The sequence below is a fragment of the Nocardia aurea genome (genome assembly GCF_003123685.1).
Lineage (GTDB): Bacteria > Actinomycetota > Actinomycetes > Mycobacteriales > Mycobacteriaceae > Nocardia > Nocardia aurea.
This window is the reverse complement of record NZ_QCYJ01000137.1, coordinates 107,183-131,703: the sequence shown is the minus strand read 5'-3', so window position 1 is coordinate 131,703 and position 24,521 is coordinate 107,183. Positions and strand designations below refer to the sequence as shown.

Genomic DNA, 24,521 nt, shown 5'->3' with positions numbered 1-24,521 from the left:
CCCTGCCGCACAACCCAATCCACCCACCATCCCCGCCAACCACCAACCGAGTTGACAACCAGGCACGACCCCTAACTGCGCGGCATTGGATCTAGAACATCCACGACAACTACCATCGACAACATCAGCCGCTGGGAACCGGCCACCAGCCGGCCGCCTCCACGCCGGCGTCACCACCTAGACGAGCAATTCCCAACGCCGGACAGCACGTGGAGCTCGGTGCCCGGAGTTGGTGTTCAACGCAGATGCAGTAGTCGTTCACCGACTCGATACAGTTCGATCAGCAAGGGCCGCAGAGCTTCCCCGGCAGGCGTCACCACGTACCGGGTCCGCGTCGGGAATCCGGCCAACCGTTGCCGCGAGACCAGCCCACCGTCACCCAGGTTCTGTAAGCGCTCGGTAAGTACCTTCGGGCTGATCTCCGGTAGTCGCTCGGCCAGTTCGCTGAACGAGGACGGGCCGTGCATGAGTTCTCGCAGCACCAAGGTGGTCCAGCGGCCGGAGACGGCCGACAATGCCACCTCGACCGGACATGCGATGTCCGGTCGAGGTGTTCGGCCGGACTCTGTCGGCACCAATTCGGTATCCCAGCTGTAGGTTTCCGTTTGGTGAGCTACGTTCGCGCACGCTTGGCTGGTGGCATGAGTTTCGAAACCGACACTATCCATCCGTCCACTGTCGCTCTCACCGATGACCCCCGGCAACACCCGATGGTCTTCGCCGCCACCTTCAACTCCGGATCACCGACGGCTGTCGCCGAGCTCTATGAACAGCGGGCCGTATTCGTGCCACAACCCGGCGCACCCTTGACCGGAGCCGCCCTGGCCTCCGCAACAGCGCAATTCCTGGCACTCGGCCTGCCGATCACCGTCCGACCTCGCCACACCTACGTGGTCGACGACATCGCCCTGCTGATCGTCGACTGGGTCATCGACGGAATCGGCCCCGACGGGGGACGTGTCCATATCGAAGGCACCGCCACCGACGTCGCGCGGCGAGGGGCCGACGGTCTCTGGCGGTACATCATCGACAACCCGTTCGGCGTGATGGCCCAGCCAGACGAATAAGTCCAACCTCTCGGCAACGCCCAACCGGCGAGACGCGAGTAGGTTCCGGTTGCGGCGAGTGTCCGGCCAAGACGGCTGCTCACCGGATGCCAGCGAATGCCGGTGTGCTGGTGCCGGATTCGGGGAGGCGGGAGCAGGGCAGATAGTAGTTCCGGGTTCCGGCGGCGAACCTGCTGCTCGTCGGGGATTTCAGCGGCGGCACTCCTCGGGTTCGAGGTGTCTGCCGAACGACGATGTGGGGCGCTGGAGCACTCTGTTGGCCTTGCAGTCGCCCTGGCATCCGGCGATTCGCTACCTTCTATCCTCGGCGGTTCATGAGACGAGTTGATGGAACGACTGCGGGCGGCCGAACGTGCGGTCGGACTTACCGGGCGACCAGTCGGCGCTAACTCGTCAACGCTGATAGAGCGGCGTTATTGTTGGTGCGGCGGTGAGGGTGATCGGAGCGGATCGCCTGGACGCCCGTCGAGGAATTTGCCATGGATGAAGCCGCGCGCTCGCGATTGCTGTCGCGCTGGTCCGGCGAGCTTGCCGCGTTGTCTGCCGCCCCGGTTCCGCCGGCCAGTGTCGGCGCGATACTGACGGGATTGGTCGAGTCGGTAGAGGCCGGAATGAACGGCGAGCTGTTCGACGCCGGGGTCGGGCTACGGGTCGGATCTGCCCTGGCGTCGCTGGGTTTCGTCGACGCCGCAGTGCCAGGCGTGTCGACCCGAGCGCTCTACGAGTTGGTAGAGCAGAGTGTCCATCCGGACGCGGGAGTTCGTTTCTCGCTGTTGGCCACGGCGATCGGCCAAGGGCATCACACCGCACAGGTGACCGAACCGTCGATGACGCCGGTCGGAAACCGGTCGCTGGTGGGTCGGGCCGATGCGGTGGCGGTCGACGAATTGTTCCGCATGGCCTTCGACAATGTGGCGGTGGCGATCGGGATAGCGGATATCGAGGGCACCTTCGCCGAGGTGAATCGCTGTTTGGCAGATTCGGTGGGTCTACCGCTCGCCAGTGTGCGGGGGATGTCGATGTTCGAGTTCGCGCACCCGGAGGAGGTCGCCGAGATTCGTCGGTTGGTGTCCGAACGGCTCGTCCCTGTTCGACGGGGCACCATCCGGACCGAAAGCCGTGTGGTGGCCGCCGACGGTCGCGTTCGCTGGCTGGCCTGTTCGATCACCTATGTGCCCGGTGTGAGTGCCGACGACTTTTTGCTGGCGGTCGGCCAAGACATCACCGAGCGGCACCGATTGCAGGAGGAACTGCGCTGGCAATCCCGACACGACTCGCTGACGGGACTGCCCAACCGTCGTTATCTGCTCGAGCAGATCGAGCAGATGTGCCGTCACGCTGGAGCCGGGGATCGGCTGGGATTGTGCTTCGTGGATATCGATGAGTTCAAGCGGATCAACGATCGCTACGGTCACGTGGTCGGTGACCGCGTCCTGTCGGGGGTGGCAACCAGACTCCGTGAATGCTGCGCGATCGGAGATGTCGTCGCGCGCATCGGTGGAGACGAGTTCGTGATTCTGATACCGCCGCCGGTCGATGACCGCAGAATCGTCGCGGTCGTCGATTCCGTACTCGCCGGGTTGGGAAGTCCTGTCGTCATCGATCATCGAGAGATCCCGGTGTCCGCCAGTATGGGCACCGTAGTGGCAGACATCTGGGGTGCCCGGTCGGAGGTCCTGCTCGATGCCGCGGACCGCGAGCTCTATCGGGCGAAGAAGGACGGCAAGGACCGATGGAAGCTGTGCGTGCTCGAGGGAACGAGAATCTCCGGAGAGTGACGAACAGGTCCAGAATCTATGGATTGTAGGTTTTTGGTCCCCCGTACTTCCTTGGTGAGACGCTAGACAGTGAATGTCTTATGTGTCACGATCGCTGTATGGAACGCGACGACAAGATCGAACTCACCCGACGGCTGATCGCCCATGTCGACAACAACACGACCGACTACGCGGACACGCTGCTGCGGGTTCCTTTCGCGGTGTTCAACGATCCGGAACTGGCCGAGCGTGAGCGGCAGGTCGTCCGGAAATTCCCGCATATCGTGGCGCACGTGGACGAGCTGGTGAAGACCGGCGATTTCCTCACCACCGAGCTGATCGGCACTCCGCTGTTGGTGGTCAAGCAGAGCGACGGCAGCGTCAAGGCCTTCTCGAACGTGTGCCGCCACCGGGGCGCGAAGGTCGAATTCGCCGAGTCCGGCTGTAAACGTGTCTTCAGCTGCCCGTACCACAACTGGGCCTACGGCAAGGACGGCGCGCTGCGCGGGATGCCGCATTCGGAGGGTTTCGACGGAATGGACCGTTCGGAGTACGGACTGGTGGAATTCCCCTGCGAGGTGCGCCACGGTCTGATCTGGGTGGTGCCGACGGTCGGTGCCGACCTCGATATCGCGGCGGTTCTGGGACCGAAGCACGACGCCGAGGTCGCCGCGACCGGCATGGCCGAGTCGTATCAGGTCCGCAAGGAGACCTGGCGGCTCGAGATGAACTGGAAGATCGCGGTCGACGGCGTGCAGGATTCCTATCACCTGTGCCAGTTGCACACCAAGACCGTGTGCAACTACCTCCAGGGCAATATCACCGCCTTCGACCTGGTCGATCGGTCGTGGCGGATCGTGGTGGCGCGCAAGTCGATCACCGAGGTGCGCGACGCCGATCCGGACTCGTTCGACGTGCGCGACTACTCGCTGGCCAACTACACGGTCTATCCGGGCACGATGCTGGTGACCGAGCCGAACCACTTCGAGATCTGGACCATTGTCCCGGATACCGAGGATCCCAACGTCTCCTACTGCACTATCCGGCTGCTCTCGCCCACGAAGCCCGAGACGCCGAGAGAGGTGCGCATTCTCGAGAAGAACTGGGAACTGCTCATGGAGACCTTGCACGCCGAGGACTGGTTCGTCACCAAGACAATCACCGACAATGCCGCGAACGGTCAGGTCGACGAGCTGATCTACGGCCGAAACGAGTTGCCGGGCCAGGTGTTCCACAAGATGATCACCGATGACGCCGTGCGATTGGTAGAGCCCGCGGGCGCCGGGTCGAACCGGTAGCGGGGTGTCCATCGACGAACTGCGCGACGACACACCGGCTCCCGGCGTGCTGCGTTTGACGCTGAACCGGCCGGGTGCGCGCAATGCGATATCGCTGGCGGTGCAACGCGCGCTCGATCTGTCGCTGAGCGCGGCGGCCGAGGACGACGGCATCCGCGTAGTGATCCTGGCGGGCGCGGGCGCTGCCTTCTCCTCGGGTTACGACCTGAAGGAACTCGCGGCCATGACCGAGGAGGACGGTGTCGCGGCCATGCTCGAACGCGACGAGTTGCTATGGCGGTATTTCACCTTTCCCAAACCGACGGTGGCCGCAGTCGCCGCGGTGTCGCGGGGCGCGGGCACGCTGTATGCCGCGTGTTCGGATTTCCGGGTCGGCGGGCCCGATACCGATATCGCCGTGACCGCTGCGACGTACGGCGGGGCGAATCTGACCTGGCTGCTCGATGGTCTGGTCGGTGCCGGTCACGCGCGCGACCTGTTGATGACCTCCCGGTCGGTGCTCGGTGTGGAGGCGTATCGGATCGGTCTGCTCGGCCGCTACGCCGAGGACGGAGATGTCGCGGGCGAAGCGGTGCGCCTGGCTGTGGAACTGGCGGCCCAGCCGCCGCGGGCGCTGCGGCAGATCAAGTCGTTGTTGACCGAGGGGTCCGGCCACGATCGACGCTCGCGCTACGAACGGGAGAACGCGATATCGCGGTCCGAACTGCGGCCGGGGCCGATCTCGGCATTGTTCGCCTCGTTCTTCGACGCGCGCGCGTCGCGCTGAGGAAGGGATGACATTGGACGAGACCGAGGTCCGCGATCTCTGGAATCCCACCTGGGACGACCCTTTCGAACCGACCGTCGCGGGTGAGGACGAGTTCGCCGAGCTGACCTCGGCGCTGCGTGCGGTGCAGGAGGCGTTCACCCGGAGCAGGCCGACACCGCAGGCGGCCGCGCTCGCGGCGGAGCGACTGCGTGAAACTGCCTCGGTGCTGGCGGAATTCGAGGTCGGCGAGGATGAGCAGATCTCCGGCAAGCGCTGGGATCTGGCGGGTCGGGGGCAGGCCGTCGCCCCGGCGTTGCGTATCGACGAGGTCACCCACACCGCCGTGCGCGGCCGGGTGACGGTGGGCAGGTTCCACTCCGGCCGCTACGCGATGAACGGCGGCATCACCCCGCTGATCTTCGACGAGATCTTGGCCAGGCTGGCAAATAGCGGTGGCAGGCCCTGGGCGCGCACCGCCTATCTGAATGTGAACTTCCGCGCGCCGGCGCCGCTGGACACCGAACTCACCGTCACGGCGCGGCTGGTCGGACAAGAGGGTCGCAAACGATTCCTGCGTGGCGAACTGCGCGACCGCGAGGTGATCGTCGCCGACGCCGAAGGCCTCTGGGTGGAACTGAAACCCGATCAGACGCAGAATTTGTCGTCACTGTGACGAAAATCGAAGGATTGGAACGATGAGCGGATATTCCCTGCTGTCCGGTGTGCGAATTCTCGAGGTGGCGCAATTGGCGCCCGCCTCGGTCGGCGGCCATCTCGCCGATCTCGGGGCCGAGGTGATCAAGGTCGAATCCGGACCGCTCGGTGATCCGGTGCGGGTCGGTGGCAGTCGCGCCGTCGGCGCTCCCGACGGCCCGGCGTTCATGCACCTGCGCTGGAACCGCGGCAAGAGATCGGTGTCGCTGGATCTGCGGAGTCCGAGGGGTAGGCGCGCGTTCCTCGATCTGGCCCGCTCCTGTGACGCGGTGATCGAGGGGATGCGCGGGGGATACCTGGACTGGCTCGGCGTGGGGTACGAGCGGTTGCGGCAGGTCAATCCGTCGATCGTGCTGTGCACGGTCTCGGGCATGGGCAGCGACGGTCCCTATCGCACCCTGGGCACCGGCGGGCCGGTGTTCGACGCCTACGCGGGGTTGCGCACGGTGAACACCCCCGACGAACCGCCCACCGAGGGAATGGCGGGATCGACCACCCCGGCGATCGCGATGTACGCACTCGGCGCGTACGGGGCGATGGGTGTGCTCGCCGCGCTGCGCAAGGCCGCCGCGACCGGCGCGGGCGCCCATATCGAGGTCGCCGGTATCGATATCGCCGCCGCCTGGATGCCCGACCTGATCGACGCGGAACTGAACAGGGATCGGTCGATCCCTCGGCCGACCTGGCTGCCGGACGGGCGGCTCCCGGATTGGCCGCGCCTGGAGGCGTACCGGACCAAGGACGGCGAGGCGATCCTGTTCGGATCGCACGTGGAGAAGTTCTGGCGCAACTTCCTGGTCGCGGTCGGGCGCGCGGACCTGGTCGAGGTCGACCTGACCACTGTCGACGAGGGCGCCTCGGCGCGTGCCGAGCTCGTGTGGCGGGCGCTGACGGAGATCTTCGCCGAGCGGACCAGGGCGCAGTGGGTGGAATTGTTCCTCGAGCACGAGATCGCGGGCGGTCCGGTCAACAGCATCACCGATATGCTCGCCGACCCGCATTTCACGGCGCGGGAGAACACCTATCGCGTGGAGTACGACGGTGTGGGTGAACTCGAGTTCCTGGTGAGCCCCGTCCGGGTCGCGGGTGAGAAATTCGCGCCGGATCTGCCGCCTCGCCTGGCGGCCGACACCGTCGAGGTGCTGCGCGAGATCGCGGGCTACGACGACGCGCGGATCGCGGCCCTCGGTTCGCCGGAGCGTAGCGGGTAATCGCGCCGAGGCGGCACAGACAATTCGATACCGGCCACGTCCTCACGAAAATCACTGTGGGGGCGTGGTTTCGGTGCGACGAGAACGGCGTTGCAGGTTCGGAAGACCGGGGTTGCGCACAGAACCTATAGGTATTAGATTTTTGGGAGCGGTCGTGAGTGGGGTCACACCCGCGCCGACGGTCGATGAATGACGAGGAGTGCAGATGAATCTGGCGGACCTGACCCGGTACTGGGGCAAGACCCGGCCGCAGCAGCAGGCCATCGTGTTCGGTGACCGCACCGAGTCCTGGGCCGAGGTCGACGCCGTCACCGACGCCCTGGCCCGCGGGCTCGCGGCGCGTGGAGTGCGCAAGGGTGATCGTGTCGCCGTGATGATGCTCAACCGGCCCGAACTCGCGCACATCATCCTCGCCACCGTCAAACTCGGCGCGATCAGCGTTCCGTTGAATTTCCGGCTCACCGGTCGGGAACTGGCTCCGATGGTGCTGGATTCGGCGCCGCGGGTGGTGATCGTCGAGGACGCCTTCGCATCACTGCTGGAGGTCGCCGCCGAACAGGCCGAGTTCGAGACCTACGCGATCGGCGGCGACGCGCACCGCCCGTACGAGGGTCTTCTCGATCCGGGTACGGCGCCCGTCGTCGATATCGCGGGCGACGACCCGGCGTTCATCTGCTACACCTCCGGCACCACCGGCATCCAGAAGGGCGCGCTGATCACCCACCGCAACGCGATGGCGCCCGGTATCGCCCAGGCCGTCAGTCACGGGTTCACCGCACGCGACCGCGTCATGTGCTCCGCGCCGCTGGTGTACACCGGCTCGGTGCTGTCGATCTTCACGCAGCTGGTGCTGGTGCCGGGCGCGACGATGGTGCTGCTGCGGGAATTCGATCCCGAGATCGCGCTCGACACCTTCGAACGCGAACAGGTGACCGCGACCACGACCGTGCCCGTCATCTGGGAACGGATGGCCCAGCTCCCCGATTTCGGGCGCCGCACCCTCGCGAAATTCACCTTCGCGGGTACCGGCGGCGCACCGGTCAGCCTGGACCTGCTCGAGTTCTACCGTGAGCACGGCATCCCACTCACGCAGGCCTACGGCCTGACCGAGGCGTCCGGCATGGTGTCGACGCTCAACTACCGTGACGCCCTCACCAGGCCCGGATTCGCGGGACTGGCCCTGGTCGGCACACAGGTCAGGATCGGTGACCCCGGTACGGACACACCCGCGGGCGAGGTCGGGGAGATCCTGGTGCGCGGCGACCACGTGATGAGCGGGTACTGGAACAAACCCGAGGCGACGGCGCAGACATTGGTCGACGGCTGGCTGCGCACCGGTGATCTCGGCCTACAGGACGAGGGCGGCTTCCTCAAGATCGTCGACCGGAGCAAGGACATGCTGATCTCCGGCGGCTTGAACGTCTATCCCGCCGAGATCGAGAAGGTCCTGCACAGCATCGACGGTCTGGTCGATCTGGCGGTCATCGGCGTCAAGGACGACCGCTGGGGTGAGGTCCCGATGGTGGTATTCCACAGCACGCGCGACGCCGCCGCGATCGTCGCCGATATCGCCTCGGTTGCCGGGGAGAACCTCGCGGGATTCAAGCGGCCCAAGCACGCGGTCGCGCTCCCGGAGCCGCTGCCGCGCACCTTCTCCGGAAAGCTCGCGAAAACAGTGCTGCGCGAGCGTTTTCCCGAGGTGCCCTCCTCCGCGGTCGCGGTGGATTCCGCTCGTGTCGACGCCTGAGGGTGTGCGGCCCGATTTCGTCCGGCGCACCTCCTATTGCAGGCTGTGCGCGTCGAGTTGCGGAGTGCTCCTCGATATCGAGGACGGGCGGATCGCGCGTGTCCTCGGCGACGCCGCTCATCCGATCTCGCGCGGCTACACGTGCCCGAAGGGCCGTCGAGCGGGCGACCTCGCGCACGGTCCGGATCGGCTGACCACCTCGATGCGGCGAACCGCCGACGGCGCCCATGTCCCCGTGGCCTTCGGCGCGGCGGTCGACGATATCGCCGCCCGGCTGCGGGCCATCGTCGCGCGGTACGGTCCCGACGCGGTCGCGCTGTTCATGGGTACCCAGCAGAACTTCGCCGCGCTGACGCCGCCGATGGCGCGTGCCTGGTTCCGCGGTACCGGATCGCACAAGCTGTTCTCCACCATGACCATCGATCAATCCGCGAAATGGGTTGTCGCCGAACGGATGGGCACCTACCTCGGGGGCCGCCAACGCTTGGCCGACGCGGATGTGTGGCTGCTGGCCGGCACCAACCCTGTCGTCTCCGGCAACGGCGGCGACGGGGACGGCGCCGTGGTGCAGAATCCGTCGGTCACCCTGCGGGAAGCGCGCGCACGAGGGTTGCGGCTCATCGTCGTCGATCCCCGGCGTAGCGAGACCGCGGCGCTCGCCGATCTGCACCTGGCCCCGAAACCCGGCACCGACGCGGTGCTGTTCGCGGGCATCCTGAATGTGATCCTCGCCGAGGGCCGCCACGATCGGGAATTCTGCGCCCGCCACGCCGAGGATCTGCCCGCGCTCGCGGCCGCGGTGATCGAAGTGACTCCCACCCTCGTGCAACGGATCTGCGGTGTGCACCCGGACCAGACGCGGCTGGCGGCTCGCATGTTCGCGCACGGCCCGCGCGGGATGGCGACCACCGGCACGGGGCTGTGCATGGGCCCGCACTCGAATCTCGCCGAACACCTCGTGGCCGTGCTGAACGTGGTGTGCGGACGGTACCTGCGCGAGGGGGAACCCGCCGACGATCGGGCCGTGCTGAACCGGTCGGGTCCGGCCCGCGCCGAGGCGGTCGGTCCGAGCCGGGCCTACGAGCGCGGGTTCCGCAGCCGGATCGGGGGAATCCGTGCGATCCGGGGCGAATTGCCGTCCGGCATCCTGGCAGACGAGATTCTCGAACCGGGCCCGGATCGGGTGCGCGCGCTGATCGTGTCCGGAGGGAATCCGGCGGCCGCGCTGCCGGATCGCGACCGGACGTTGCGCGCGCTGCGCTCACTGGATCTGCTGGTCTGCGTCGATCCGAGAATGTCGGACACCGCGGCACTGGCCCACTACGTCATCGCGCCGACCACGATGTACGAGCGCGCCGACCACACCGCGATCATGGAACCGTTCTTCCCCGAACCGTTCGCCCAATACACGCCCCCGGTGCTCACACCGCCACCCGGTGTGGTCGAGGACTGGCGGTTCTTCCTCGACCTTGCGACCGCGTCCGGGCAGCCGGTGAAATTCGCGGGGCGGATCCTCGACCCCGCCGCACCGCCGAGTGCCGAGCAGTTGCTCGCGATGACCGCCGAGCGCGGACGGGTGCGATTCGACGATCTCACCGAGGCCCCGCACGGATTGCGCGCCAGGCGCCTCGAAAGCGTCGTCGGCCCGCCCGGCGCGGACGGTGGCGGTCACCGATTGACTCTGATGCCGGGCGACGTGCGCGCCGAATTGCGTGCCGCGCTGACGGAACGGGCCGTATCCGGCGATTTTCCGTGGCGGCTGACGGTCCGGCGTATCCGCGAGGCGATTAACTCGACCGGCACCGGGGTACCGGGGCTGGTGCCAGGCGGGGCCAATCCCGCGGCGCTGCACCCGGACGACCTGGCCGCGCTCGGGATCGCGGACGGGGAGGCGATCACCGTGAGATCGGTGTCGGGGCTGCTGCGCACGACCGCGCGGGCAGACCGCACCCTCGCGCGCGGCACGGTGTCGATGACGCACTGCTTCGGCAGCATCGGGCAGGGCCGGTCGTTCGGCGTGAATGTCAACGTGCTCATCGGAACTCGTGACGGAACACAGGCGATCAACGCGATGCCGACGATGACCGCCGTGCCGGTCGCGATCGAACGCCTCACCTCCCAGGATCGAAAGGTCACCCCGTGACGACCACCGAGCCACGTACCGGACACCGGATCTGCCCGCTGTGCGAGTCGACCTGCGGCCTGATCTTCGAACTCGACGCACGCGCGGTCACCCGTGTCACGCCCAATCCCGCCGACCTGATGAGCGCCGGACACAGCTGCGCCAAGGGGCTGGGGCTCGGTGAACTCGAAGCCGACCCCGACCGCGTTCGCGTACCGATGCTGCGCACCGCGAGCGGGGAATTCCGCGAGGCCACCTGGGTCGAGGCATTCGACGAGATAGCCGCGCGACTACCGGAATTCGTCGCCGATCCCGGCAGTTGCGCGCTCTACCACGGTAATCCGGCCGCGCACCATCTCGACTCGACCTTCTACCTCGGCGAGTTGATCGGCGCTCTCGGCACCAGGAATGTGTACTCGCCCGCGAGCGTGGACACCTGGCCGAAGAATCTCGCCCATATGCTGCTGTACGGAACCGGCCTCGGCGTGAGCCTGCCCGATATCGATCGCACCGACTACCTGCTGATCCTTGGCTCGAATCCGATGGTCTCCAACGGCAGCACCGTCACCGCGCCCGGCATGCACCACCGATTGCGCGCGCTGCGTGAACGCGGCGGCACGCTCGTCGTGGTGGATCCGGTACGGACCCGAACCGCGGAGGTCGCCGACATCCACGTGGCGATCCGTCCCGGCACCGACGCGCTGTTCCTGCTCGGGGTGGTGTCGGTGATCGCGAACGAGTGTCTGGCCCGTCCGGGACGGGTGCCCGAGGTCGTGGACGGCCTCGAGGCGGCGCTCGCCATGGCCGCCGCGTATCCGCCGGAGACGGCCGCTCCGGCCTGCGGCGTCGATCCGGATCTGATTCGTTCGGTCGCGCGCGGCTTCGCGGGCGCGCCGTCGGCGGTGGCGCATTCGCGGATCGGCACCTGCATGCAGGAATTCGGCACGCTGGCGAACTGGCTGGTCGAGGTGCTGACGATCGTCACCGGGAATTTGGACCGGCCCGGCGGTGCGATGTTCGCGCTGCCCCCGAGCGGCGGGCCGAACACCTGGCCGACCGGAAAACCGCCCCGGCTCACCTTCGACCGCTGGCGATCGAGGGTGCGTGATCTGCCGGAGGCGATGGGTGAACTACCCGCGGTGTGTTTCGCCGAGGAGATCCTCACCCCGGGACCGGGGCGCGTCCGCGCGCTGATCACCCTGGCCGGGAATCCCGCTCGCTCGCTGCCCAACAGCGCGGCGATCGAGCGAGCGCTCGGCGCGCTCGACTTCATGGTGTCGGTGGACTGCTACCTCAACGAGACCACCCGATTCGCGGATGTGATCCTGCCGCCCCCGCCCCTGGCGACCCGGGGCCACCACGACGTGACGCTGTCGCATTTCCAAGTGCGCAATGTCGCCCGCTACACCCCGCCGCTGCTCGAACTCGCCGACGGTGAACTGTCCGAATGGCAGATCCTGCTCCGGCTGGCCGCCATCGCCCGCGGTGTCCCCGACCGTTCGGTCGCGGATCTGGACGACGAGGTGGCCGCCGTCGCCGTCCGGCGCGCCGCGAAACTGGCGGGCTGCGAACCGGAACGGGCGGCGGAGGCGGTCCGAGATCGGCGCGGCCCCGCGCGGCTACTCGATCTGCGACTGCGCAGCGGACCCTACGGCGACCGATTCGGTGGCATCGAGGGCGGACTGACTCTCGCGCTGCTGGAAGCGAATCCGAACGGTATCGACTACGGGCCATTGCGGTCCCGGTTGCCGGAGGTACTGCGGACGCCGCACGGCCGGATCGATCTGATGCCGGAGATGATCGTGGCCGACCTGCCGCGGCTGCGCGCGAGCCTGACCCGCGTCGAGGACGGGCTCCTGTTGATCAATCGCAGGCAGCGGCGCGGCATGAACTCGTGGCTGCACAACGCGCTGCCCCAGCCGGACGGGGGCCAGTGCGCGTTGCTGATGAGCCCGGTGGACGCGGCCGCGTTGCGGTTGATCGACGGCGATCAGGTCTCGGTCACCTCCAGGATCGCTTCCGTCGAAGCGGAACTGCGGATCGACGACGCGCTGCGGGCGGGCGTGGTCAGCATGCCGCACGGATGGGGACACGACGGTCCGGGCCTGCGTATGTCGAGGTCGGCGGCCGTGCCGGGCGCCAACTACAACGCGCTGGTCGACGACGACACCGACCTCGAGGCGCTGACGGCGTCCCCGATCTTCAACGGCGTCAGGGTCACCGTGGCGCGAACGAGCCAGGAGCACGGCTGATGGCGTACGTGGTCACCCAGAACTGCTGCAACGACGCGACCTGTGTCGCGGTCTGCCCGGTGGACTGCATCCATCCGACACCCGCCGAGCGGGACTACGCGCGCACCGAGATGCTCTACATCGATCCCGGCGCGTGTATCGACTGCGGCGCCTGCGCCGAGGTGTGCCCGGTCGACGCGATCGTCCCCGACGACGCGCTGAGCGCCGACCAGCAGCCCTACCGCGACATCAATCTCGAGTACTTCACCCGCAACCCGCGCGCCACGCCGTCGGGCGCGCACGTGCAGCCCCTGCCGCCGTCGATCGCGACGACGGGCCGGGGTGAACCGGAAATCGTGCGGGTGGCGATCGTCGGATCGGGACCTTCGGCGTTCTACGCCGCCGAAGAGCTGCTGGCACGCCGCGACATCGACGCACGGGTCACCCTGTTCGAACGGTTACCCGTCGCCGGGGGACTGGTGCGATTCGGCGTCGCCCCCGACCACGGGCACACCAAGACGGTGGACCGGGTGTTCGAGCGGACCGCCCGGCGCGACGGTTTCGGCTTCCACCTCGGCGTCGAAATCGGCACCGACGTGAGCGTCGAGGAACTGCTCGCCCATCACCACGCGGTGATCCACGCGTCCGGCGCCGCGGGCGATCGCCGCCTCGGCGTCCCCGGTGAGGAACTGCCCGGCAGCCATGCCGCCAGGGAGTTCGTCGCCTGGTACAACGGCCATCCCGAATACGCCGACCGCGTCTTCGACCTGTCGACCCGCCGGGCCGTCGTGGTCGGCAACGGCAATGTCGCCCTCGACGTCGCGCGGATCCTCGTGTCGGCCCCGGATGACCTGCGCCGCACCGATATCGCCGATCACGCGCTCGCCGCGCTGGCCGACAGCGCGATCGAGGAGGTGATCGTGCTCGGCAGACGCGCGCCGGAGCACGCGGCGTGCACGACGCCGGAACTGCTCGCCCTCGGGTCGTTGCCCGGGATCGACGTCGGTGTGGGGGGCGCGATCGAGGCGGCCGACGGCAGGAAAGCGGCGATCCTTGCCGAGTACGCGGCGCGGGAGTACATCCCGGGGAACAAACGGATCGTCTTCCGGTTCGGTTCCGTGCCGCGCGAGGTGGTCGGCGACGACCGGGTCGAGGCGCTGCGCGTCACCGAATCCGGTACCGGCGCCGAGGAGGTCGTCGAAACTGGTCTGGTGCTCCGGGCGATCGGGTATCGCGGCGAGCCCGTGCCAGGTCTGCCGTTCGACGAGGCGAGCGGCACGATCGCCAATATCGCGGGCCGGGTGACCGATGGGGGCGGTTCGGTGTCGGGGCAGTACGTCGCGGGCTGGATCAAACGCGGCGCCACCGGAGTGATCGGCACCAATCGGTATTGTGCCGCCGAAACCGTGGCCAACCTGGTCGAGGACTTCCGTGCCGGACTCCTGGGCGCACCGGAACAGGACGCCGAGGAATTCGCGACACTGCTGCGCGCGCGGCGGCCGGACCTGTTGGACGGGATCGACTGGCGCGCGATCGACCGGCACGAGCGGGAAGCGGGACGGGCGGCGGGTCGGCCGCGCGTGAAGGTCGTGGATGTGGCGGCGGCGCGAGATATCGCGCGGGCGGCACGGGGGTGACTCGGCGGGTTCCTGCGCGGGGGATCGCCATCGGAATATCGAAAGGCAGCTCATGAGATCTGTGATCGACGCACTGACCTACTGGGCCCGTGTGATCCCCGATCAGCCCGCGATCGACTTCGCCGGCGACATCGTCACCTCCCGGGAACTCGACACCTGGGCCGACGGAGTCGCCGCCGACCTCGCCGCGCGCGGAGTCACGGTCGGTGACCGGGTCGGCTACCTCGGGGTGAATTCACTCGAATGGTGCGCGGCGGCGCTGGGCGCCATGAAGGTCGGCGCGATCTGCGCGCCCTTCAACCACCGCATGCTGGCGGGTGAGCTGACCGCGCTCGTCGAGGATTGCGAACCCGCGCTCGTCTACTGTGATCGCGATCTGCGCCCCCGGCTCGACCAGGTGCACTCCGCCCGAGGGGATTTCGCGATCGCCGAATTCGACGTGGTCGTGCGCCCGCTGCGCGCCACGGCGAATCCGCGGTTCCGGACGCCGATCATGGATCACACCGCGCCCACCGCCATCGTCTTCACCAGCGGCACTACCGGGCGAGCCAAGGGCGTGGTGTTCACCCACGCGAGCATCGCGGGCGAGATGCACGAGTGGTCGCTGATGGAACCGATCGAACAGAACGGGCTGCGGGTGCTGATGGTGCTGCCGCTGTTCAGCGCCGCCGGAATCATCTGGGGTATCGCACGGACGGTGCTGCACGGCGGAACCCTGCTGCTGCAACCGGGCTTCGATCCGCAGGCCGCGCTGCGGGTGCTGGTCGAGAGTCGCGTGACCACGCTGACCGGACCGCCGATTCTGTGGGAGCAGATCGCGCGGGTACCCGGATTCGGCGACGCGGATCTGCGGCATCTGACCACCGCGCACGTGGGTGGCGCGCGGGTGCCCTCCGACCTGGTCGGCACCTGGCTGGCCAGGGGTGTGCAGTTGCGACAGCTCTACGGACAGACCGAGATCGGCGGCTCGGCCACCGTCATGCCGCGCACGGAGGCGGCCGATCATCCGGACAAATGCGGTTGGGGCGGCATATTCACCAAGATCAGGGTGGTCGACGCCGACGGAACCGATTGCGCGCCCGACGAAGTCGGCGAGATCCTGTTGCGCGGTCCCGGCATGATGCCGGGGTACTGGCGCAACGACGAGGCGACCCGCGCCACCGTGGTCGACGGTTGGCTGCGCACCGGCGATCTCGGAAAACTGGACGAGAACGGTTATCTGACCTTCGTCGACCGGCTCAAGGACATGATCATCTCCGGCGGGCTGAACATCTCGCCCGCCGAGATCGAGCAGGTCATCAATGAGCTGGCCGAGGTCGAGGAGGTGGCCGTGATCAGCGTCGCCGATGAGAAGTTCGGCGAGACGCCCGCGGCGATCGTGAGGAGGACGGCGGGACTCACGGTGGCGGCCGTCATCGAGCATTGCGGGCGCAACCTCGCCGATTACAAGGTGCCGCGCTATGTGGTGTTCGTCGATGAGCCGTTGCCACGCATGCCGAGCGGCAAGATCGCCAAGCGGGAAATGCGCGAGACCTACGCCGATGTGCCCATGACCTACTCGAAAGTGCGGTGACGGCGATGTCGATCGAGCAGAAGGTGGCCGTGGTCACCGGTGGTGGTCGCGGGATCGGCGCCGCGATCTCGCGACGTCTGGCCCGCGACGGTTTCGCCGTCGCGGTGAACTATTCGTCGAGCGAGACCGACGCGAAACAGGTGGTCGACCGGATCATCGACGGTGGCGGGCGGGCCATCGCGATCCGCGCCGACATCTCCGACGCCGCGCAGGCAGAAGAGCTGATCGCCACGACGACAAGCACATTGGGCGCGCCCGCGGTACTGGTGAACAACGCGGGCATGAATCTCGCCGGTGCCGCGCGCAAGCAGTCGCCTCGGGACTGGGACCGGGTGATCGGTGTCAATCTCAGCGGCGCGTTCTACTGCGCGCACGCCGCGCTGCCCGCGATGTACGAGAATGGTTGGGGCCGTGTGGTTTTCCTCAGCAGTCCGACCGGAGGGCGGCGGCCATCCGCCGGTATGAGCGCCTATTCGGCGGCGAAGGCCGGTCTGGTCGCGATGACGCGAACGATGGCGTTGGAGGTGGCCCGGCGCGGGATCACGGTCAACGCGGTGATGCCGGGTTTCGTGGAGACCGACATCATCGCCTCGGGCGGCGCGGGGGCGGTCGAAGCCCTCGCGGCGCACTGGCCGCGGATACCGGCCGATTCGATCGCCGCGACGGTCTCGTTCCTGGTGGGTGCGGAGGGCGCGCATGTCTCGGGAGAGGAGGTCGGCGTGTGGCTCGGCGGCCCGGTCGGAGTCTGACCGGGCCGCCGAGTCACCGTCGGTCAGCCCGCGGCGGCCCGCCGCGCGGCCTCGGCCTCGGCCCGGTAGTTGCCCGGCCAGCCCTTGCCGAGCGTGAGTCCGCCGTCCACGACGATGTTCTGGCCGGTCACGAAGGACGCGTCCGCCGAAACCAGATACGCGACGGCCCCCGCGATGTCCTCGCCCTCGCCCGCGCGCGGCAGTGGCTGGAAACCGCGCAGCCCGCGCCGCACGTCCTCGACGCTGGAGTCCAGTTCCTCGCCGTCCAGGCCCGCGCCGTGACCGACGATGCGGGTGGCGACCCCGCCCGGGGTGACCGCGTTGACGCGGACGTGGAATTCGGCCAGTTCCCTGGCGGCGCTGCGGGTCATCTGCAACACGGCGGCCTTGGCGGCGCCGTAGGGATGCGGGCCGAAGCCCGTGCGTATCCCGGCTACCGAGGACACGTTGACGATGGAGCCGGCGCCCTGTTCGCGCATCACCCGTGCCGCGTGTTTGGTTCCGAGGAACGCGCTGCGGGCCAGCATCGCGAACGAGGAGTCCCACTCCTCGACGGTGGTGTCGTCGAGGTAGGTCCAGGCGCCGACGGTGACCACGGCGACGCTCCCGTGTAGTTCTTTCATGTTCCCAACCCTCCTTACCCTGGTCGACAAACCTTCGACCTGGAGGTATTAACCTAAAGGTGTTAGCTTGATATGTCCAAGGTGACAACGAACGACGATGCTGCCGACCACCCGAGGGGAAGTGCGCGAATGCCCGATCAGATCGTGACCGAGCGGCCACGACCCGGCGTCCTGCTGATCCGTCTGAACCGGCCCGACGCGTTGAACGCGATGAGCGCCGAACTCGTCGAGGCGCTGCACCGGGTGCTGGCCGACGTCCGCCACGACTCCGAGATCCGGGCAATCGTGCTGACCGGCGCCGGGCGCGCGTTCTGCGCCGGACTGGATCTGCGAGGGTACGGCCCGCCACCGGGCGCGCTCGAGGGCGAAGGGCGTCCGCAGGCCGGACTGCGCGCGCAACAGCACATCGCCTCCCTCGTCGAAGCCTGCCGGGGAACGCGCGCGCCGATCATCGCGGCGATCAACGGCGCCGCGGCGGGCGGGGGCATGGCGCTGGCGCTCATGGCCGATATCCGCATCATGGCCGACTCCGCGCAGTTGCACGCGTCGTTCATCAACCGCGGGCTGTCCAACTGCGATATCGGCGTCAGCTGGCTGCTCCCGCGCATGATCGGGTTCGCCAGGGCCGCCGAGATCCTGCTCACCGGGCGATCGGTCACCGCGCGAGAGGCCGAACGCATCGGCATCGTCTCCTCCGTGGTGCCGGGGGAGCGGTTGCTCGACGCGGCACTGGAGACGGCCGAGACCATCGCCGCCAACACTCCCTTCGGAGTGTGGATGACCAAGGAGGTGATGTGGTCCAACCTCGAGGCGCCCAGCCTGCGTGCCGCGATCGATACCGAGAACCGGACCTAGATCCTCAGCGCGATGACCGAGGACCACCGCGAGGCCGTCCGGGCGTTTCTGGCGAAGCGCCCCCCGGTCTACCTGAACCGCTGATAGGACAACAGCTTTGAGTATGTGTGGCGACATCGAGGTGATCTCGTGAAGGTCGGCGTCATGTCCGGGTATTGGGGCGCGGGCCCACCCCGGCGGACCGAGCAGACCCTGGCCGAGGCGGAGGCGCTCGGCGTCGACAGTTTCTGGACGGCCGAGACCTACGGCTCCGACGCGTTGACGCCGCTGGCCTGGTGGGGAGCGCGGACCTCGTCCATCGCGCTCGGGACGTCGGTCTGCCAGATGTCCGCGCGCACCCCGACCGCGCTGGCCATGGCGGCCCAGACCGTCGACCATCTCAGCGGTGGCCGGATGATCCTCGGGATCGGCGCGTCGGGTCCGCAGGTCGTCGAGGGATGGTACGGCCAACCCTATCCGCGGCCGCTGGAACGGACCCGGGAATACATCGCGATCATGCGGGCGGTCTGGGCCCGCGAGGAGCCGATCACCTTCCGCGGCAAGCATTATCGACTGCCGTACGAGGGCGGTACCGGACTCGGCAAACCGCTCTCCTCGATCGTGCACCCGCTGCGCCGCGACCTTCCCGTCTATCTGGGCGCCGAGGGGCCAAAGAACGTGGCGCTGGCCGCCGAGATCGCCGACGGCTGGATCGCGCTGTGGTTCTCGCCGAAATCCGACGAGTTCTACCGGGCCGCCCTCGCGGCGGGTTTCGACCGGGCGGGCGCCCGGCACGCCGCCGACGATTTCGACGTCGCCAATGTGTGCTGGCTGGTCGAGGACGACGACGTGGAGAAGGCGGCGGCGATACTCAAGCCGACCGTCGCGCTGTACGCCGGGGGAATGGGCGCCAAGGGCGCGAACTTCCACAACGACGTCTTCGCGCGGATGGGCTGGGGCGAGGCGTGCGCGGAGATCCAGGCCCTGTACCTGAGCGGTCGCGCCGATCAGGCCGCGCAGGCGGTGCCGACCGAGATGGTCGAGGACGTCGCCCTGATCGGTCCCGTCGACAAGATCTGTGAGGACATCGTGAAACGCTGGAAACCCACCTGCCTGACCACCATGATTCTCGGTGGCTGGCCGCGCCCGGAAAGCCGGGAACGCATTCTCGAGGCGGTGCGGTCGTGAGCCTCGATCCCCGCACACCCGTCCTCGTCGGCGGCGGCCAGATCAACGACCGGTCCGGTGGCCGCGAACCGGTCGAGCTGATCGCGGACGCGGCGCGCGCGGCGGCCGACGAGGCGGGTAGCGCCGCGCTGCTCGGCTCCGTCGATTCGGTGCGACTCGTCGGCATGCTGTCCTGGCGCTACCGCGATCCCGGAGCGCTGGTCGGCGCGTTGGTCGGCGCGACGCCACGTCACACGGGATACACCGGCAGCGGTGGGAGCACCCCGCAGGTTCTGGTCAACGGGGCCTGCGAGGATATCGCGGCGGGCCGGGCCGAGGTCGTCCTGATCGGCGGCGCGGAATCCTGGCGTAGTCGGATGAAGTTGCGCGCCGAGGGCATTCGGCCCGACTGGACCATCCAGGACGAATCCGTCGCGAAGGCGCAGATGCTCGTCGACGAGGTGCCGATGCGATCGGTGACCGAGAAGCGGGCCCTGCTCGACCGTCCGGCGTATGTGTACCCGCTGTTCGAACAGGCGCTGCGGGTCAGCGCGGGCCGTTCGACGGACGAACACCGCGAGGTGATCGGCGCGCTGTGGTCGGGCTTCAGCAAGGTCGCCTCCACCAATCCGCACGCGTGGACCCGGCGCGAATACACCGCGTCCGAGATCGTCACGCCATCGCGGGACAACCGCTGGATCAGTTGGCCCTACACCAAACTGCTGAACTCGAACAATATGGTCGAACAGGGTGCCGCGCTGTTGCTGTGTTCGGTCGAGGTCGCCACCCGGCTCTGCATTCCACGCCAGAACTGGGTGTTCCCGCAGGCGGGCACCGAGGCGCACGACACCTACGACATCGCCGAACGCGCCGCATTGGACCGATCGCCCGCGATCCGCGTCGCCGGAGCGAGGGCGCTGGAATTATCCGGTATCGGCCTCGACGATCTCGCGCACGTCGACGTGTACTCCTGTTTCCCCTCCGCGGTACAGGTGGCCGCCGCCGAACTCGGATTGCCGCTCGACGATCCCGGACGTCGGCTCACCGTGACCGGTGGGCTGACGTTCGCCGGCGGCCCGTGGAACAACTACAGCACCCACGCGATCGCGACCCTCGCCACCCGATTGCGCGAATCGCCCGGCAGCTACGGCCTGCTCACCGCCAACGGCGGCTACCTGACCAAACACGCGTTCGGGGTCTACCGGACCGAGCCGCCGAGTGAGGGGTTCCGCCGGGAGAACGTGCAGCCGCTGGTCGACCGCGAATCCACGAGGGTGGCCCATCCGGAATTCGACGGCGCCGCGACGGTGGAGTCGTGGACGGTGGCGCACGACCGTCTCGGAGTCCCCGAGCGCGCGTTCGTCGCCGCCCGCACCCCCGACGGCGGCAGGACGCTGGCGACGACCGTCGAACCGGAAGCCCTGGCGCGCCTGGTGGAGGTCGATGTCGCGAGTGAGCCGATCGCGGTGACCACCAACGGGGAGTTCCGGTTCGCCCGGAGGTAGCGAAAAGTTCACCGGGTGGGCATTGCGCTATTCGGCATTGCTGTAAATAACCTAATGACATAAGGTTAAATGGGATCGATCCCGGGCGGTGGACGCCGCTCCGGGGTCGGGAAGAAGGAGTTTCGACATGTCCGCAGAGGACTTCCGCGAGGTGTACGAGCGGCACGTCGGCCATGTGGTGTCCGGCGATATGAAAGCCGCGCTGGCCGATATGGTCCAGGAGAATCTCGCCACGGTGTTCGACGGAGTGAGCGTCCCGCGCGGCGCGGTCGACGGTTTCGAGATCAAGGACGTCCGTGCCGAGGGCGACATCAGAATCGGCGAGACCGTCTACGCGACCCCCGAGGGCGTGATCGGTCTCCGTTCCATCTGGGAGTCGCGTGACGGGCAGTGGAAAGCCGCGCGCCTCGAGAACTTCCCGGCCACCGGAACGTCGGCATGAGCGACGACGCGGCCGCCGTGCTCGAACTCCCGTGGGGACCGGCCGAGGACGGCCTCGACCAGCCGTACTGGGACGGTCTGCGCGCCGGTGAACTGCGACTGCAACGTTGCACGCGGTGCCGCGAATGGATCTGGGGCCCGCAGTGGATCTGCGGCCACTGCCACACCTTCGACCCGGGCTGGGAACCGGTCGACCCGGTCGGCACCGTCTACAGCTGGTCGCGCAGCCACTACCCGTTCATCACCGAACTCGCCGAGCGGGTTCCGTACGTGACCGTCCTGGTCGCGCTGCCGAATGCCGGAAACCGCAGGGTGCTCGGCATCCTCACCGGCGAGGACACCGATCGGGTCCGCATCGGCGATCCGGTGACCGGACATATCGAACTCGACGAGGGCGCGACGTGGCCGCTGCTGCGCTGGCGCCGCGGCGCGGCACGAGGAGAACAGGTATGAGCATCGTCCTACGCGGCGCCGCCGCGGTCGTCGGCGTCTGTGAACTGCACTACCGGCGCGGCGAATCCCCGCACGGCGAACTGCGGATGACGTTGGAGGCCATCGTGGCGGCCTGTGCCGACGCGGGCGTCTCGCCGAGAGAACTCGACGGTTTCGTCTCCTACGCGGGCGGCGGCCACGACGGCGCGATCCTCGGCGGCGCGCTGATGGTCGAGGACGTGCGCTGGTCCACGATGATGTGGGGCGGCGGCGGCGGCGCCGTCGCGGCCGCGATCAACAACGCCGCGGTCGCGATCGCGACCGGGCAGGCCGAGACCGTCGTGGTGTACCGCTCGATGGCTCAGGAGAACACCGGACGCCTCGGCTACGCGAAGTACTTCTACGGGCCGCACTATCTCGCGCACGGCGTCGGCTCGCCCGCCCAGGTATGCGCGCTGCGCACCCAGCGGCTGCTCGAACACGACGGCGTGCCACGCGAGGCGATGCGCGCGCTGGTGCTCGCCGCCTACCGGCACGCCCAGAACAATCCCACCGCGGCGGGGTACGGCACGCCGCTGGACGAGGCGACCTACGAGGCCTCACGGCTGATCACCGAGCCGTTCCACCTCTTCGACTGCTCGCGCGAGAGCGACGGCGCGGTCGCGCTGGTACTGGTCTCGGCCGAGCGCGCCAAGAGTATGCGCCCGGACGCGGCCTACCTGCTGTCGGGAGCCCAGGGCGCGCCCGGCGGTTACTCCTCGATCATCGACAACGACGACCTCTACACCTCCGCCGGATTCTCCGGTCGCCCCGGGCGATCCGGGGTCGCGGACCGGCTCTGGGCGGGCGCGGGGCTCGGACCCGACGACATCGACGTCGTGCAGGTGTACGAGAACTTCAGCGGCCCCGCCGTCGCGGCGCTGATCGACCACGGTCTGGCCCAGCCCGGCCCCGCCGCGGGCGAGGTGCTCACCGTCGACAACCTAACGGCCGGAATCGGAAAACTGCCGGTCAACACCAGCGGCGGGAATATCGCCGACTCGTTCGTCAACGGTATGGGCCTCGCGGTCGAGGCGGTCCGACAGATCCGAGGCACCTCGACCAATCCCGTCGCGGGCGCGCGCACCTCGCTGTTCATCGGCGGGCCGATGGCGCCGTTGGTCAGCTCGACGCTCTTCGGCCACGAAGACACCCTCTGACAGCCAAGGACTGATATGCACACCAACACCCTCGACCGGCCGGAGTTGTTCATCGGTGGCGAGTGGACCGCCCCGGAACTCGCCGACGGATTCGACGTGATCGAGGCCGCCACCGAGAAGGTGCTCGGTCGTGCCGCGATGGCGGGCACCGCCGATATCGATGCCGCCGTCGCCGCGGCGGGGGCGGCGCTCGGCACCTGGCGGGCGTTGTCGCCCGCGCGGCGCGCCGACCACCTGGACCGGTTCGCGGCCGCGCTGAACGCTCGGGCCAAGCAGACCGCCGTACTCGCCAGCCGCGAGAACGGCATGCCGATCAAGCTGTCGGTCGGGGTCAACGGGTACGCGCCCGGTCTCATGGTCACGTATTACGCCGACCTGATCCGCCGTGCCGATGTCGACGATGTCCGCCCGAGCGCGTTCGGCGGCCGGACCGTGGTGCGGCGTGAACCGGTCGGCGTGGTCGCCGCGATCACGCCGTGGAACTATCCGCAATCCCTCGCCGCGATGAAGATCGCCCCCGCGCTGGCGGCGGGCTGCACCGTGGTGCTCAAGCCCTCACCCGAAACATCGCTCGACGCTTTCGTTTTCGCCGATGCGGCACTGGAGGCCGGTCTGCCCGCGGGTGTGCTCAACGTGGTGCCCGCAGGCCGAGAGGCCGGTGCGTACCTGGTCCGGCATCCCGGCGTGGCCAAGGTGGCCTTCACCGGATCCACCCCCGCGGGTCGCGCTATCGGCGAGGTGTGCGGTCGGCTGCTGCGTCCGGTGACGCTCGAACTCGGCGGCAAATCGGCGTCCATCGTGACCGCCGACGCCGATCTGGACCTGTTCGCCGCGAACCTGCTCGAGGTGTCGCTGGTCAACAACGGCCAGACCTGCCACGCGGGCACCAGGATCCTCGCGCCGCGCGAATCGTATTCGCGGGTGGTCGAATTGGTGACCGAGACGGTACGCGGCCTGGTGATCGGCGATCCGCTCGACCGGGCGACGCAGATCGGCCCGCTGGTCAGCGCGGCGCAACGGGAGCGGGTGCTCGGCTACGTCGAGGCCGGACGAGCCGCCGGCTATCGCGTCACGACCGGCGGCGGTGTACCCCCGGACCGAACCCTCGGGTGGTTCGTCGAACCGACCGTCTTCGCCGGAGTCGACAACGCGGCGCGGATCGCGCAGGAGGAGATCTTCGGCCCGGTACTGACCATCACCGAATACGGCGACGAGGACGAGGCCGTCGCGATCGCCAACGACTCCGAATACGGCCTGGGCGGCACCGTGTGGACCACCGACGAGGAACGCGGACTGGCGATCGCCGACCGGATTCACAGCGGCACCGTCGGAGTCAACCACTACGCGCTCGACTTGGCCGCGCCCTTCGGCGGCGTCAAGGCTTCCGGGCTCGGACGCGAACTCGGCCCGGAGGGACTGGCGCCCTACTACAGCGCCAAGTCCGTCTACTTCGCAACCCGCTGACA

General features: G+C 68.2%; 19 protein-coding genes and 2 pseudogenes. 19 read left to right on the top strand and 2 right to left on the bottom strand.

The window, feature by feature from the left end; all coding sequences use genetic code 11:
- Positions 1-236: 236 nt before the first annotated feature.
- Positions 237-521, bottom strand: a complete 285-nt coding sequence (locus DAT37_RS36680; protein WP_198654618.1) for a winged helix-turn-helix transcriptional regulator — start codon at positions 519-521, stop codon at positions 237-239.
- Positions 522-641: 120 nt separating this feature from the next.
- Here DAT37_RS36680 and DAT37_RS36675 point away from each other — a divergent pair, with 120 nt between their 5' ends.
- The 12 genes from DAT37_RS36675 (at position 642) to DAT37_RS36620 (ending at position 16,854) form a co-directional block, all read left to right on the top strand.
- The gene (locus DAT37_RS36675; protein WP_198654617.1) at positions 642-1,067 is read left to right on the top strand and encodes a YybH family protein; all 426 of its coding nucleotides are present in this window, start codon (positions 642-644) and stop codon (positions 1,065-1,067) included.
- A gap of 479 nt (positions 1,068-1,546) precedes the next feature.
- The gene (locus DAT37_RS36670) at positions 1,547-2,845 is read left to right on the top strand and encodes a sensor domain-containing diguanylate cyclase (protein ID WP_109529536.1); all 1,299 of its coding nucleotides are present in this window, start codon (positions 1,547-1,549) and stop codon (positions 2,843-2,845) included.
- Positions 2,846-2,943: 98 nt separating this feature from the next.
- A complete protein-coding gene (locus DAT37_RS36665; RefSeq protein ID WP_109529535.1) occupies positions 2,944-4,122 on the top strand; it encodes an aromatic ring-hydroxylating oxygenase subunit alpha in 1,179 nt (392 codons plus the stop codon).
- A 4-nt stretch (positions 4,123-4,126) separates the two neighbouring features.
- The gene (locus DAT37_RS36660) at positions 4,127-4,888 is read left to right on the top strand and encodes an enoyl-CoA hydratase/isomerase family protein (RefSeq protein ID WP_109529534.1); all 762 of its coding nucleotides are present in this window, start codon (positions 4,127-4,129) and stop codon (positions 4,886-4,888) included.
- Positions 4,889-4,895: 7 nt separating this feature from the next.
- A complete protein-coding gene (locus DAT37_RS36655; protein ID WP_109529533.1) occupies positions 4,896-5,543 on the top strand; it encodes a PaaI family thioesterase in 648 nt (215 codons plus the stop codon).
- 22 nt (positions 5,544-5,565) lie between these two features.
- Positions 5,566-6,795 carry a CaiB/BaiF CoA transferase family protein gene (locus tag DAT37_RS36650; RefSeq protein ID WP_109529532.1) on the top strand — a complete coding sequence of 410 codons (1,230 nt, stop codon included), beginning with the start codon at positions 5,566-5,568 and terminating at the stop codon, positions 6,793-6,795.
- 205 nt (positions 6,796-7,000) lie between these two features.
- The gene (locus DAT37_RS36645) at positions 7,001-8,542 is read left to right on the top strand and encodes a class I adenylate-forming enzyme family protein (protein ID WP_109529531.1); all 1,542 of its coding nucleotides are present in this window, start codon (positions 7,001-7,003) and stop codon (positions 8,540-8,542) included.
- Entirely contained in the window at positions 8,529-10,685 is a 2,157-nt protein-coding gene (locus tag DAT37_RS36640; RefSeq protein ID WP_232840221.1) for a molybdopterin-containing oxidoreductase family protein, read from the top strand. Before DAT37_RS36645 ends, DAT37_RS36640 begins: the two co-directional genes overlap by 14 nt.
- Positions 10,682-12,916 carry a molybdopterin-dependent oxidoreductase gene (locus DAT37_RS36635; RefSeq protein WP_109529529.1) on the top strand — a complete coding sequence of 745 codons (2,235 nt, stop codon included), beginning with the start codon at positions 10,682-10,684 and terminating at the stop codon, positions 12,914-12,916. Before DAT37_RS36640 ends, DAT37_RS36635 begins: the two co-directional genes overlap by 4 nt.
- A complete protein-coding gene (locus DAT37_RS36630) occupies positions 12,916-14,532 on the top strand; it encodes an FAD-dependent oxidoreductase (RefSeq protein ID WP_109529528.1) in 1,617 nt (538 codons plus the stop codon). The genes DAT37_RS36635 and DAT37_RS36630 overlap by 1 nt, the downstream gene beginning before the upstream one ends.
- A gap of 52 nt (positions 14,533-14,584) precedes the next feature.
- Positions 14,585-16,105 (top strand): class I adenylate-forming enzyme family protein, encoded by a 1,521-nt coding sequence (locus DAT37_RS36625; protein WP_109529527.1) that lies wholly within the window; start codon positions 14,585-14,587, stop codon positions 16,103-16,105.
- 5 nt (positions 16,106-16,110) lie between these two features.
- Positions 16,111-16,854, top strand: a complete 744-nt coding sequence (locus tag DAT37_RS36620) for an SDR family oxidoreductase (protein ID WP_109529526.1) — start codon at positions 16,111-16,113, stop codon at positions 16,852-16,854.
- 23 nt (positions 16,855-16,877) lie between these two features.
- On the opposite strand, the pseudogene DAT37_RS36615 reads toward DAT37_RS36620, so the two are convergent.
- Positions 16,878-17,516, bottom strand: a pseudogene (locus DAT37_RS36615) (SDR family oxidoreductase); the annotation flags it as partial.
- 90 nt (positions 17,517-17,606) lie between these two features.
- Here DAT37_RS36615 and DAT37_RS36610 point away from each other — a divergent pair.
- From DAT37_RS36610 to DAT37_RS36580, 7 genes and pseudogenes are all read left to right on the top strand, one after another.
- Positions 17,607-18,416, top strand: a pseudogene (locus tag DAT37_RS36610) (enoyl-CoA hydratase/isomerase family protein).
- A gap of 45 nt (positions 18,417-18,461) precedes the next feature.
- Entirely contained in the window at positions 18,462-19,499 is a 1,038-nt protein-coding gene (locus DAT37_RS36605; RefSeq protein ID WP_109529525.1) for an LLM class F420-dependent oxidoreductase, read from the top strand.
- On the top strand, positions 19,496-20,983 hold the full coding sequence (locus DAT37_RS36600) for an acetyl-CoA acetyltransferase (RefSeq protein ID WP_109529524.1): 1,488 nt from the start codon (positions 19,496-19,498) through the stop codon (positions 20,981-20,983). Before DAT37_RS36605 ends, DAT37_RS36600 begins: the two co-directional genes overlap by 4 nt.
- A gap of 127 nt (positions 20,984-21,110) precedes the next feature.
- On the top strand, positions 21,111-21,425 hold the full coding sequence (locus tag DAT37_RS36595; protein WP_109529523.1) for a hypothetical protein: 315 nt from the start codon (positions 21,111-21,113) through the stop codon (positions 21,423-21,425).
- Positions 21,422-21,877, top strand: a complete 456-nt coding sequence (locus DAT37_RS36590; protein ID WP_109529522.1) for a Zn-ribbon domain-containing OB-fold protein — start codon at positions 21,422-21,424, stop codon at positions 21,875-21,877. The genes DAT37_RS36595 and DAT37_RS36590 overlap by 4 nt, the downstream gene beginning before the upstream one ends.
- The gene (locus DAT37_RS36585) at positions 21,874-23,055 is read left to right on the top strand and encodes a thiolase C-terminal domain-containing protein (protein WP_109529521.1); all 1,182 of its coding nucleotides are present in this window, start codon (positions 21,874-21,876) and stop codon (positions 23,053-23,055) included. The genes DAT37_RS36590 and DAT37_RS36585 overlap by 4 nt, the downstream gene beginning before the upstream one ends.
- Positions 23,056-23,070: 15 nt before the next feature.
- Positions 23,071-24,519 (top strand): aldehyde dehydrogenase, encoded by a 1,449-nt coding sequence (locus DAT37_RS36580; RefSeq protein ID WP_109529520.1) that lies wholly within the window; start codon positions 23,071-23,073, stop codon positions 24,517-24,519.
- Positions 24,520-24,521 lie beyond the last annotated feature (2 nt).

What these genes read in the sequence shown, in the direction of transcription:
- DAT37_RS36675 (WP_198654617.1), top strand. Translation starts at nt 642, where the DNA reads ATGAGTTTCGAAACCGACACTATCCATCCGTCCACTGTCGCTCTCACC.
- DAT37_RS36670 (WP_109529536.1), top strand. Translation starts at nt 1,547, where the DNA reads ATGGATGAAGCCGCGCGCTCGCGATTGCTGTCGCGCTGGTCCGGCGAG.
- DAT37_RS36665 (WP_109529535.1), top strand. Translation starts at nt 2,944, where the DNA reads ATGGAACGCGACGACAAGATCGAACTCACCCGACGGCTGATCGCCCAT.
- DAT37_RS36655 (WP_109529533.1), top strand. Translation starts at nt 4,896, where the DNA reads ATGACATTGGACGAGACCGAGGTCCGCGATCTCTGGAATCCCACCTGG.
- DAT37_RS36650 (WP_109529532.1), top strand. Translation starts at nt 5,566, where the DNA reads ATGAGCGGATATTCCCTGCTGTCCGGTGTGCGAATTCTCGAGGTGGCG.
- DAT37_RS36645 (WP_109529531.1), top strand. Translation starts at nt 7,001, where the DNA reads ATGAATCTGGCGGACCTGACCCGGTACTGGGGCAAGACCCGGCCGCAG.
- DAT37_RS36630 (WP_109529528.1), top strand. Translation starts at nt 12,916, where the DNA reads ATGGCGTACGTGGTCACCCAGAACTGCTGCAACGACGCGACCTGTGTC.
- DAT37_RS36625 (WP_109529527.1), top strand. Translation starts at nt 14,585, where the DNA reads ATGAGATCTGTGATCGACGCACTGACCTACTGGGCCCGTGTGATCCCC.
- DAT37_RS36620 (WP_109529526.1), top strand. Translation starts at nt 16,111, where the DNA reads ATGTCGATCGAGCAGAAGGTGGCCGTGGTCACCGGTGGTGGTCGCGGG.
- DAT37_RS36595 (WP_109529523.1), top strand. Translation starts at nt 21,111, where the DNA reads ATGTCCGCAGAGGACTTCCGCGAGGTGTACGAGCGGCACGTCGGCCAT.
- DAT37_RS36590 (WP_109529522.1), top strand. Translation starts at nt 21,422, where the DNA reads ATGAGCGACGACGCGGCCGCCGTGCTCGAACTCCCGTGGGGACCGGCC.
- DAT37_RS36585 (WP_109529521.1), top strand. Translation starts at nt 21,874, where the DNA reads ATGAGCATCGTCCTACGCGGCGCCGCCGCGGTCGTCGGCGTCTGTGAA.
- DAT37_RS36580 (WP_109529520.1), top strand. Translation starts at nt 23,071, where the DNA reads ATGCACACCAACACCCTCGACCGGCCGGAGTTGTTCATCGGTGGCGAG.